This window comes from Actinokineospora sp. NPDC051303 (assembly GCF_055586285.1).
On the sequence record NZ_JBVJIN010000049.1, the window covers coordinates 1 to 10,849 of the forward strand.

Below are 10,849 nucleotides of genomic sequence, written 5' to 3' on the forward strand. Positions count from 1 at the left end.
AGCCTTCGGCCCCACGACCACGGCAAGTTTAGGGATCTTCCTTCACCCCCAAAGAAACCACTCCACCCCATCGAGCACCTGGCGAGCGTAGGTGCGGCTTCGTTGGGGCGCGGGTTCGCTGCTCTACCCCATTGAGCACTGGGCAGGCTCGGGCGCGGCTACGTGGGGGCCAGTTCGCTGCCCGGTCCAACTGTGGAGCACTTGGCGAGCCTGGGTTGCGGCCTGGCTGGGTGCGGGTCGCTGTTCGTTCCGCACCGTCGGGCACTTGGCAGGGGTCGGTGCTGCCTGGCAGGAAAGCTGAGTTTGCTGCTTTGGCCCATCGAGCACCTGGCGGGCCTTCGTCCGGCCTGGCGGCTGCTCGGGTGCGCTCCTTGACCCATCGAGCACCTGGCGAGGTCAGGTGCGGTTGGCGGCTGCTCGGGTCCACAACGGACCGATCTTCGGCCTGTTTCGCCGCCCGCAGCCCCCACAACAAACCCCCGCCCACCCTGGGGGCCGGGCCCTGTTCCATCCTATCGGTGCAGGTCAGCGCGGGGAATAGGGTGAGCTTGACCTGTGGATAACTCGCGATCATGGGCACGGTGGGTGCGTGTGGTCACGAGTTCGTGGGGTGTGGGGGCGCCCGAAGGGTGGGTGCGCGGTCTCAGGGGGTGAGGAACTGACGTAGCAGGTCGGGGACGGCGGTGTCGGCTAGGGCTAGGCCGTCTGGTTCGGCTATGTCGGGGACGGTGTAGGCGCCGTTGCCCGCTGCGGTGATGGCCGTGATGGAGAGCAGGCCCGCGCGGCGTTGGAAGAGGGTGCGGGTGATTTTCCAGCCGACGATGCCGGTGCGTTGCAGGGCGATGGTGCGGCGGTCCAGGGAGCCGGAGCGGGTGACCAGGTAGCGGTCGGTGAGGGTGTGGCCGAGGTTGCGGTAGCGGTCGAGTCCGATGAGGACGGACAGGGGGATCAGGGTGGCGCTGGTGATCCACAGCCAGTCCGGCCAAGCCGCGGTCAGGGTGAGGGTCAGTAGCGCGGCGGTGAGGGCGACAGTGGGGAGGACCGCCCGGATGAGGCGGCGGGTGCGGGCCTGGGGTGGGTGCGGGTGCAGGTGCGCTGCCGTGGGGGCGGTGGGGACACGCAGGACCGCGGCGGTGACTCGGTTGGCTTCGGGGTGGGGGGCGGGTGGGAGCAGGAGACTGCTGTTGCCCTGCCGGTTGAGGCCGGTGCTCACCGCGGTCAGGCGGGCGCCGCGGCCCGCGCGGAGGAGCAGCGGCTCGTGCAGGGCTACGCCGCGCAGGCGTTGTTCCTCGATCGACACCGACCGGGTGGTGAGCAGGCCGCGGCGGACGCGGAGGGTGCCGTCGGCGTGGCGGGTCAGGCGGTACGCGTGGTTTTGCAGCAGGTAGGCCACCAGCGACGCCAGCGCCGACAGGACCAGCACCAGCGCTGCCGCGACCGGGATCACCGTCGTCCAGTCGGCGTGGGTGAGCCAGCCGAACACCTCGCGCACGACGGCGACCTCGGAGAACTCGAAGTTCAGCTCGTTGGCCAGGTTCATCCCGAAGCCGACGACGACGGCGATGCTCAGCAGCCCGGACAGGCTCAGCGGCGCGTACCGGTACCAGCGGTTGTCCAGCCGCGAGATCGGCGTCTCCTCGACCTCTCGCACCGCCACCGCCGCAGGACGGTGCAGGAAGACCTGCCGCAGCCGGTCGGCCTCGGCCGCGGTCACCGCGTCGAGTTGCACGCCTTCGCCGGGGGTGCGTTCCTGCTGGCCGGTGCCGACGCGGACGGCGGCGAGCCCGAACAGCCGGTGCCCGAGCTTGGCGGTCAGGTCGACGGTGCGGATGCGGTCGCGCGGGATGGCGCGGCGCTGCCGGAACAGCACGCCCTTGTGCAGCTCGACCCGCGTGTCGGTGATGCGGTACTTCGTCGTCAGCCACGACAGCAGCCCGTACAGGACGATCAGGCCGACCGTGCCGACGCCGACCACCACCCGCCAGGTCTCCACATTTCCCACGAACACCAGCGCGAACAGCAGCGGCAGCAGCCCGATCAGCTCGTTGAGCGGTCGCACCACGATCATCCGGGCGTCGAGCCTGCCCCACTCCTGGGCGGGCTCGACGAACTCGGGCGCGGCGGGCAGCGTGGACTGGGTCATGTCGCGTCCCCGGGGGTGGCCTGGGTGGTGGCGGCGAGCTCGTCCACGATCCGCGCCGCCACGTCCTCGTCCAGGCCCGCGATCTTCAGCGGGCCCTGCGCGGACGCGGTGGTCACGGTGACCGTGGCCAGCTTGAGCAGCTGTTGCAGTGGCCCGCGCGCGGTGTCGACGGTCTGGATGCGCGACACCGGGGCCAGCCGCCACTCCTCGTTGATCCAGCCGCTGCGGGTGAACACCGCGTCGTCGGTGGTCTCCCAGCGGTGCACCCGGTAGCGCCAGCGCGGCATGACCAGCACGTGCGCGACCCCGACGACCGCGCTCACCACCGCGGCGACCCGCAGCCACCCCGGCGGGTCGTCGGCCAGCAGGACCACCAGCCCCTGCCCGAGGACGACCACGGCCCACCCGATCACGGCCTGCAGCGTCCACTGGGTGATGGCGCGCTTGCTGACCAGGTTCGCGGGCGCCCGCAACTGCGTCTTTTCCACATCCCCAGTCTGCCCGCAAGTCGAATACGCCGACGTCAGCCCGTAGGACTATCGGGGCACTCATCCATCACCCGGTGGATGAGCGGATCTTCACAGCAAGTCGGGCAGCGGCGCGGTGCGCAGGTCTTCCGCGGACGCGGGCTGCTGGAAGTCGACCAGCGCCTGCAACGCCTCCCCGTCGTCCCACTGGTTGACGTTCATGGCCGCCCGCACCCGGCCGCCTCGGGTCCAGAAGGCGGTGAACTCGCGGGCGGCGAGGTCGCCGCGGACGACCAGGTCGTCGGTGAACGGGTTGGCCAGGCCGCGGACTTCCATGCCCAGGTCGTACTGGTCGGAGAAGAAGTACGGGCTCTTGGCGTACGGCTCGGTGTCGCCCACCAGGACCCCGGCGACGTGCGAGCCCTGGTCCTTGGCGTTGGCCCAGTGCTCCACCCGCACCCGCCGCCCGTAGCGGGGGTGGAAGTGGGCGGCGATGTCGCCGACGGCGTACACGCCCGGGGCCGAGGTGCGCAGGGTGGCGTCCACCGCGACGCCGCCGCCCGCGACCGAGTCGGACAGTTCCAGTCCCGCAGCCTTCGCCAGGTCCAGCCGGGGGGACGCGCCGACGGCGACGAGGACCACGTCAGCGGGCAGTGTCGTCCCGTCGTCCAAGACCACGGCCGTGACCACGCCCTCCGCGCCGGTGAACGCCGTGACGCCGGTGTTGAGCCGCCAGGTGACGCCGTTGGCCGTGTGCAGGTCGCGGAAGACCTCGCCCACCTCCGTGCCCATCGTCTTGTGGAGCGGCAGCGGCAGCGGCTCGACCACCGTGACCTCGGCGTCGTGCGCGCGAGCCGCGGCGGCGGCCTCGCAGCCGATCCAGCCCGCGCCGACGATCACCACCCGCACGCCCGCGCCGAGGGCGTCGCGCAGCGCCAGCGCGTCGTCCAGGGTGCGCAGGGTGCGCAGGCCCGCCAGGTCGGCGCCGGGGACGGGCAGCGCGCGCGGCGCGGAACCGGTGGCCAGGATCAGCCGGTCGTACGGGATGTGCTCGCCGTCGCCGTCGACCACCGCGCGCTCGCCCAGGTGCAGGCCCGCGATCTCGGTCCCGGTGCGCAGGTCGATGTTGTGCTCGTCGTAGAAGTCCTCGTCATGGACCCACGCGGGCTCGTCCGCGTCGCCGAGCAGGATCCCCTTGGACAGGGCGGGCAGCTCATAGGGGCGGTGCGGGTCGCGGCCGACGAGGACGATCTCGCCGAGGAAGCCGCGCTCCCGCAGCGCTCCCGCGGCCGACGCGCCCGCGAGCCCGGTTCCGACGACGACGATCCGGTGCGGTTCTGCCATGGCAGACCTCCGTGGTCTTAGACCCCCGGCTGACTCGGTGAGCCATGAGGTTAGTCCTCAGCCGGGACGGGCGCGCGCCCCGGAAAATCTTGAAGCCGGGCCGCTATTCCTCGTCACCGATGGTTACCGTCCGCGTCCCACCTGTGACAGATTCAGGTGAAACCGCACAGTCGAAAGGATGGGCGCCGTGAACAGCCATAGAGAGTGGTCCGTGAGCTGTCGGGACATCGCCGGGCGCAGGCGGGAGGTGACGGTCCTGGTGCGGCAGGGCCGGGTGGTGCTGGTGGCCCCGCCCGGCGAGATGGCGATCCTCACGCCGCTGGACGTGGGCAGGCTGCGGGCGGCGCTGCGGGACGCGGTGGTGGACGCCTCGGTCGACTCGACTCAGTGAGTTCGCGGTCCCCATCTTCCTACCGATGAGTAGGTAGTGTCAGAATCTGCGCCAAGGAGGCACAGTGATGACAACCTATTTCGTCACCGGTGTTACAGGTTTCCTCGGGCGGCGGCTCGTTGAGCGCCTGCTGGAGCGCCCGGACTGCGCCGCGGTGCACGTTCTCGTGCGCCCGCGGTCGATGGAGCGCTTCGCGGCGGCCGCGGCCCGCTGGTCCCGGCCCGACCTGGTGGTCCCGGTCGTCGGCGACCTCACCGAGCCCGGCCTCGGCGTCGACCCGGCCCCGCTGACCGGGCGGATCGACCACGTGGTCCACCTCGGCGCTGTCTACGACCTCACCGCCTCCGACGACGCCAACCGTGCCGCCAACGTCGACGGCACGGCGCACGTGATCGAGTTCGCCGCCGCCATTGGCGCGCGGCTGCTGCACCACGTCTCGTCCATCGCCGTCGCGGGCGACCACCGCGGCCGGTTCACCGAAGCCGACTTCGACCTGGGCCAGCGCCACCACTGGCCGTATCACGCGACCAAGTTCGCCGCCGAGAAGCTGGTGCGCGACCAGGACAAAGTCCCCTACCGGGTCTACCGCCCGGCCGCGGTCGTCGGCGACTCGCGGACCGGCGAGATGGACAAGGTCGACGGCCCGTACTACTTCCTGCCCGCCCTCGCCCGTCTGGCCCGGCTGCCGTCCGCGCTGCCGCTGGCCGCGCCCGACCTCGGCGCGACGAACCTGGTCCCGGTCGACTACGTGGTCGAGGCGATGGCGCACCTCATGCACGTCGACGCCCCGTCCGGCACGACGTACCACCTGACGGAAAACGGAGAGCAGCGCGTCGTCGACGTCATGAACGCGTTCGCCAGGGCCATGGGCGCGCCGCGGATCCGCGCGACGCCGCCGGTGCGGCTGCCGCGCCTGCGCGCGGTCGGCCCGGTCGCCGACGCGGTGCTGGCCGAGCTGGGCGTCCCTGGCGCGGTGCTGCCGCACCTGGACCTGCCCACGGTGTTCGACTCGTCGGCGACCGTGGCCGCGCTGGTCGGCAGCGGCGTGACCCTGCCGGAGTTCGACTCCTACGCCGACAAGCTGGTGTCCTACTGGGCCGAGCACCTCGACCCCGAGCGGCCCTGGCTGGGCGCCGGGTCGCTGCGCGGCAGGCGGGTCGTGGTCACCGGCGCGTCGTCCGGGATCGGCCGGGCCACCGCGCTCGCCGCCGCCCGCCACGGCGCGGTCGTGCTGCTCGTCGCCCGCCGCCAGGCCGAACTGGACCAGGTGCGCGCCGAGATCGAGGCGGCGGGCGGCACGGCGTCGGTCCACCCGTGCGACCTGACCGACGCCGACGCGGTGGACGCGCTGGTCAAGGACCTCGGCGTGGTCGACGTGCTGGTCAACAACGCGGGGCGCTCGATCCGGCGGTCGGTGCGCCTGTCGGTCGACCGGTTGCACGACTACGAGCGCACCATGTCACTGAACTACTTCGCGCCGCTGCGGCTGACGTTGGGCCTGCTGCCCGGGATGCGCGCCCGCGGCTTCGGCCGGATCGTCAACGTCACGACCATGGGTTTGCAGACCGACACGCCCCGCTTCGCTGCCTACGTCGCCTCAAAGAGCGCGTTGGAGGCGTTCGGCCGGGCCGCGGGCCGCGAACTGCTGGCCGAGGGCGTCACTGTCGTCTCGGTGCGGATGCCGCTGGTCCGCACGCCGATGATCGGCCCGACCGCGGTCTACCGGGGGTTGCCCGCGATGTCGCCGGACCGCGCCGCCGCGATGGTGCTGCGCGCGATGACCAGCGGCGGCGAGGTCGTGCAGCGGCCGGAGGGGTTCGCGATGGAGCTACTGCGGGTCTTCGCGCCGAGTCTCGCCCGGCAGCTCCTCAATATCGCCTATCGAGTCTCCCCGGAATCGGCCCCGGAAGCTCGGCGGCGGGCCGAGCGGCCCATGGCCGTGCTCGCCACCGCCCTCGTGCGACCCCTGTGGCGGCGTCTTCGGTGAGTACAGCAGCTCCGGCGGAATCCGGTACTCGATCTCCACGGTCGGCGCCTCGCGGAACCGGACGTAGCGGCCGGGGCGGCGGCTGGTCGGCCGGATCAGGGCGAACGCGGCCAGGCCGCTGACTGACAGGCCCGCGATCACCAGGCCCATCGGCAGCGCCGTGGCGTGCCCGCCCAGCCCGACCAGCGGCGCGGCGAGCCCGCCGACGACGAACTGCAGGACGCCGAGCATCGCCGACGCGGTGCCCGCCCGGTGCGCGTGGTCGGCCAGCGCCAGCGCCATCGAGTTGGGCGAGACCATGCCCACGCTGGCGACCACCACGGCCAGGCCCACGAGCAGGTACGGCAGCGGCAGGCTGCGCGCGATCGCGCCGAGCACCGCGAGCCCGCCCACCGCCGAGGCGACCAGCCCGGCGGTCAGCAGCGCGCGCGGGCTGTGCCAGCGCAGCAGCAGCCCGTTGAGCTGGGCGGCGAGCATGAGCCCCAGCGCGTTCACGCCGAACACGAGGCTGAACTGCTGCGGGGACAGCCCGTGGATGTCCTGCAGCACGAACGACGAGCCCGCGATGTAGGCGAACATCGCGCCCAGGGTGAATCCGGCGGCGAGGCCGTAGGCGATGAACGTGCGGTCGGTGACGATCCGCAGGTACGTGCGCAGGGTGCGGCCCAGGTGCGCGGGTCTGCGCGCCGCGACGGGCAGCGTCTCGGGCAGGCCGAACGCGGAGACGACCAGCAGCACGACGCCGAAGCCCGCGAGGACGACGAACACCCCCGACCACGACGTCGCGCGCAGCACCTGTCCGCCGATGATCGGCGCGAGCATCGGCGCGAGGCCGTTGACCAGCATCAGGATCGAGAAGAACCGGGCCATGGCCGCGCCGGAGAACATGTCCCGCACGGCCGCGCGGGCGATCACGACGCCCGCCGCCGCGCTCACCCCTTGCGCGAACCGCAGCGCGATGAGCGCGTAGACCGAGGGCGCGATAGCGCAGGCCAGGGAGCTGACGGTGTAGAGCACCAGCCCGATGAGCATCGGCCGCCGCCTGCCGAACGAGTCCGACAGCGGCCCCGCCACGACCTGCCCGGCGGCCAGCCCGACCATGAACGCGGTCAGCGTGAGCTGGACCTGCGACTGCCCCGTCCCCAGCCGCTCGGCGAGCTGCGGGAACGCGGGCAGGTACATGTCGATCGACAGCGGCCCGAAGGCGGTCAGCCCCCCGAGGATGAGGGCGAGCCGAGGCTTCGTTGCCCGGGGCGGCGGATACACCCGATCAGTCTAGGTACAAAGGCGTATGAGGTCCCGTGGCGGTGACGCAGACAGCCGATGACCCGTTCTCTTCACCGGAATATCCGCTAAGTGATGGTGCTCACCTATTCGGATGACGTCAATCCGCACTACGGTCGAACCCCTTCGCTACGGTAAGTGCCGACTTCGGGGTGTGGCACGCGTCAGAGGAGAGATTCCGACTGATGTGTCGCGGCAGAGTGAGCGGGTCGTCGCCACACCTGAACGGCGGCTTGACACACTGAACGCGAGACGGGCGGGAGGTGCCATGGCCGAGTCGATCGACGCGGTGCTGGTCGAGGCCGCGCAGCTCACCGCGTCGGGCAGGCCGGAAGCCGCGATCGCGCTGCTGCGCCCGATCCTCGTCGTGCACCCGGACCACTCCGGCGCGTGGTGCCGCCTCGCCGCCGCCCTGCTCGACGCGGGCGACCCCCAGCTGTGCCTGGACGCCGCCAAACGCGCCATCACCCTGGGTGAGCGCTCATGGGCGCACCGTCTCGCCAGCCTCGCCCTCGCCGAGATGGGCAGGCACGACGAGGCCGTCGTCTCCGCCCGCGAGGCCGCCCGCCGCGACCCGGACGACTGGCGCGCCCACGTCGCCCTCGCCGAGGTCCTCGCCCACGAGAGCCCGGACGAGGCGCTGGCCGCGGCTGCCCGCGCGGTCGAGGTCGCCCCGGACGTGGCCCGCGCGCACGAGATCCTCGGCGCCGCCGCCGTCCGCGTCCGCGACATCGGCCTGGCCAAGCGCGCCTACGCCGACGCCCTGCGGCTCGACCCGGACAACGCCGACGTCCGCGCCGAACTCGCCCGGCTCGGCGGCCCCCGCCCGCAGCGGGTCGCCATCGAGCCCCGGCGGCGGGAGCCGATGTTCGGCCGCGCGGAGCGGATCACCCTGTGGCTGGTCCTGCGTCGCTGCGCGGGCTGGCTGACCGCGGGCTCGGTGGTGCTCATGGTCGCCGCGCTGCCCCAGCCCAGCCCCCTGCTGGCGTGGTTCGCGCTGGCCCTGCTGCTGACCGTGCTCGGCCTGGCCGCGGCGGCGGTCCTGGGCACGCCGAGCGAGAACCGCCTCCCCCCGCGCGAACTCGCCCGCCGCGTCCCGCTGCTCGCCGCCGGGGCGGTGCTGCTGGCGCTGGGCCTGCTCACCCTGGCCATCTGGGCGGTGGCCCTGGCCCTGGGCGCGCTCGGCACCCAGCTGCTGGTCCCGGCCCTGGTCCTGGCGCTGTGCGCGTCGACGGTCGGCTGGTTCGGCCTCTGGCGAATGCGGTCGTTCGCCCGTTAGGGTTTGGATCTCCGCTGGTCTGGTGATCGGCGCCATCGGTCTGTTGATCTACCTGCTGGTCACCACCTTCTCGAAGAAGCGGGACGGGCAGACGGGCGTCACCCCACCGCCCGGACAGCCCGCCCCGCCGCCGTACGGTCCGGGCGGGCAGCCGGGATATCCGCGGCCGGGCGTGCCGCAGTCACCGCCACAGGGCTTCCTGGCGCCGGGTCACCCGCCGCAGGCCGCGCCAGGAGCCGCGCCGCAGGGTTTCGCGCAGCCAGGTTTCCCTCAGCCAGGATTCGCCCAGTCGGGATACGCCCAGTCGGGATTCGCCCAGCCGGGGGTCCCGCCGCAGGGTGCGCCGCAGCCGCCCGCTTACCCGCCGCCGGGGTCGCCGCGGACCGGCGCGGCGCAGTGGCCCGCTCAGGGCTTCCCGCCGCCACAGCCATCACAGCCGCCTTACCCGCCGCAGCCGCCTTTCCCGCCGCGGGGCTGAGTGACGCGCAGGTCTGGCGCGGGGCGAACGCCGGTGCCAGACTCGCCCCGCCCAGCATCCCGCACGGTGAGGACGTCCATGCCTGGTCAGCCCGCTCAGTACCAGAACGAGATCTACCTGCACGGGCTCGCCGACCAGGTGCCGCCGTTCACCACCGACGTGACGCTGCTGGAGTCCGTCGCACGGGAGCGGATGGCGCCCGGCCCGTTCGGCTACGTCTCCGGCGGCGCGGGCTGCGGCGACACCATGCGCGCCAACCGGGCGGCGTTCGGCCGGTGGCGCGTCGTCCCCCGGATGCTCACCGACGCCACGACCCGCGACGTCTCCACCACCGTCCTGGGCACGCCGATGACCGCCCCGGTGCTGCTGGCCCCGGTCGGCGTCCAGTCGATCGTCCACCCCGACGGCGAACTGGCCACCGCCCGCGCCGCCGCCGCGCTGGGCGTGCCGATGGTCCTGTCCACCGCGTCGTCGTACCCGCTTGAGGACGTCGCCGACGCCAACGGCGCCGGTCAGCGCTGGTTCCAGCTCTACTGGCCGAACGAGCCAGAGGTGTGCGCGAGCCTGCTGCAGCGCGCCAAGCTGGCCGGGTACTCCACCCTGGTCGTCACCCTCGACACCTGGACCCTGGCCTGGCGCCCCCGCGACCTCGACCAGGCGTACCTGCCGTTCCTGCGCGGCACCGGCGTGGCCAACGCGTTCACCGACCCGGCGTTCCTCGCGGGCCTGGCGAAGCCGCCGGAGGAGGACCAGGCGATGGCCGTGCTGCGCTGGGTCTCGATGTTCACCGGCCAGGACAAGCGCTGGGACCAACTCCCGTTCCTGCGCGAGCACTGGGACGGCCCCATCGTCCTCAAGGGCATCCAGCACATCGACGACGCCCGGCGGGCCGCCGACGCCGGAATGGACGGCATCGTCGTCTCCAACCACGGCGGCCGCCAGGTCGACGGCGCGATCGGCGCGCTGGAGGTGCTGCCCGAGATCGCCTCCGCGGTGGGCGACCGCATGACAATCCTGTTCGACTCCGGCGTCCGCACCGGCGCCGACCTGCTCAAGGCCCTGGCCCTGGGCGCATCGGCCGTCCTGCTGGGCAGGCCGTATGTCTACGGCCTAGCCCTGGCAGGCGAAGACGGCGTCCGCCACGCCGTCCGAAGCCTCATGGCCGACTTCGACCTGACTCTGGGCCTCTCCGGCCACCGCACCCCAGCCGACCTGACCCCCGACTCCCTACGCCACACCTGACCCCACGGCCCGCCAGTCCGCGCCTGGCCCCGCGACTCGCTGGGCCTCACCTGACCTCGCGGTTCGCCGGGCCGTCGCTGCCCCGCGACCTGCTGGGCTACACCTGACCCGTGCGGCTTGCCGGTTGCTGCCCGCGCGATTCGCTGGGTCTCACCTGACCTGCGGTTTGCCGGGCCGTGCCTTGCCCCGCGACTTGCTGGGCCTCACCTGACCTCACGGCCCGCCAGTCCGCGG

7 protein-coding genes and 1 pseudogene are annotated in these 10,849 nt (G+C 72.7%); 4 read left to right on the plus strand and 4 right to left on the minus strand.

Annotated features, from left to right (window positions below):
• Positions 1-643: 643 nt before the first annotated feature.
• From ACZ6SD_RS26865 to ACZ6SD_RS26875, 3 genes are all read right to left on the minus strand, one after another.
• Positions 644-2,143 (minus strand): PH domain-containing protein, encoded by a 1,500-nt coding sequence (locus ACZ6SD_RS26865; protein WP_465319776.1) that lies wholly within the window; start codon positions 2,141-2,143, stop codon positions 644-646.
• On the minus strand, positions 2,140-2,631 hold the full coding sequence (locus ACZ6SD_RS26870) for a PH domain-containing protein (RefSeq protein ID WP_465319777.1): 492 nt from the start codon (positions 2,629-2,631) through the stop codon (positions 2,140-2,142). Before ACZ6SD_RS26870 ends, ACZ6SD_RS26865 begins: the two co-directional genes overlap by 4 nt.
• Positions 2,632-2,721: 90 nt before the next feature.
• Positions 2,722-3,954, minus strand: coding sequence for an NAD(P)/FAD-dependent oxidoreductase (locus tag ACZ6SD_RS26875; RefSeq protein ID WP_465319778.1), 1,233 nt, complete (start codon positions 3,952-3,954; stop codon positions 2,722-2,724).
• A 178-nt stretch (positions 3,955-4,132) separates the two neighbouring features.
• On the opposite strand from ACZ6SD_RS26875, the gene ACZ6SD_RS26880 reads away from it, so the two are divergent.
• Together ACZ6SD_RS26880 and ACZ6SD_RS26885 are read left to right on the plus strand one after the other, a co-directional pair.
• On the plus strand, positions 4,133-4,345 hold the full coding sequence (locus tag ACZ6SD_RS26880; RefSeq protein WP_465319779.1) for a hypothetical protein: 213 nt from the start codon (positions 4,133-4,135) through the stop codon (positions 4,343-4,345).
• Between the two features lie 67 nt (positions 4,346-4,412).
• The gene (locus tag ACZ6SD_RS26885) at positions 4,413-6,332 is read left to right on the plus strand and encodes an SDR family oxidoreductase (RefSeq protein ID WP_465319780.1); all 1,920 of its coding nucleotides are present in this window, start codon (positions 4,413-4,415) and stop codon (positions 6,330-6,332) included.
• 108 nt (positions 6,333-6,440) lie between these two features.
• Here ACZ6SD_RS26885 and ACZ6SD_RS26890 read toward each other — a convergent pair.
• A pseudogene (locus ACZ6SD_RS26890) lies at positions 6,441-7,598 on the minus strand (multidrug effflux MFS transporter); the annotation flags it as partial.
• Between the two features lie 286 nt (positions 7,599-7,884).
• On the opposite strand from ACZ6SD_RS26890, the gene ACZ6SD_RS26895 reads away from it, so the two are divergent.
• Together ACZ6SD_RS26895 and ACZ6SD_RS26900 are read left to right on the plus strand one after the other, a co-directional pair.
• Positions 7,885-8,895 carry a tetratricopeptide repeat protein gene (locus ACZ6SD_RS26895; RefSeq protein WP_465319781.1) on the plus strand — a complete coding sequence of 337 codons (1,011 nt, stop codon included), beginning with the start codon at positions 7,885-7,887 and terminating at the stop codon, positions 8,893-8,895.
• A gap of 556 nt (positions 8,896-9,451) precedes the next feature.
• Positions 9,452-10,615, plus strand: coding sequence for a lactate 2-monooxygenase (locus ACZ6SD_RS26900; RefSeq protein WP_465319805.1), 1,164 nt, complete (start codon positions 9,452-9,454; stop codon positions 10,613-10,615).
• The last annotated feature ends 234 nt before the right edge of the window (positions 10,616-10,849 follow it).

Excerpts from the sequence above, each read along its gene's own strand:
- ACZ6SD_RS26865 (WP_465319776.1), bottom strand. The coding sequence starts at position 2,143 with ATGACCCAGTCCACGCTGCCCGCCGCGCCCGAGTTCGTCGAGCCCGCC.
- ACZ6SD_RS26875 (WP_465319778.1), bottom strand. The coding sequence starts at position 3,954 with ATGGCAGAACCGCACCGGATCGTCGTCGTCGGAACCGGGCTCGCGGGC.
- ACZ6SD_RS26880 (WP_465319779.1), top strand. The coding sequence starts at position 4,133 with ATGGGCGCCGTGAACAGCCATAGAGAGTGGTCCGTGAGCTGTCGGGAC.
- ACZ6SD_RS26885 (WP_465319780.1), top strand. The coding sequence starts at position 4,413 with ATGACAACCTATTTCGTCACCGGTGTTACAGGTTTCCTCGGGCGGCGG.
- ACZ6SD_RS26895 (WP_465319781.1), top strand. The coding sequence starts at position 7,885 with ATGGCCGAGTCGATCGACGCGGTGCTGGTCGAGGCCGCGCAGCTCACC.
- ACZ6SD_RS26900 (WP_465319805.1), top strand. The coding sequence starts at position 9,452 with ATGCCTGGTCAGCCCGCTCAGTACCAGAACGAGATCTACCTGCACGGG.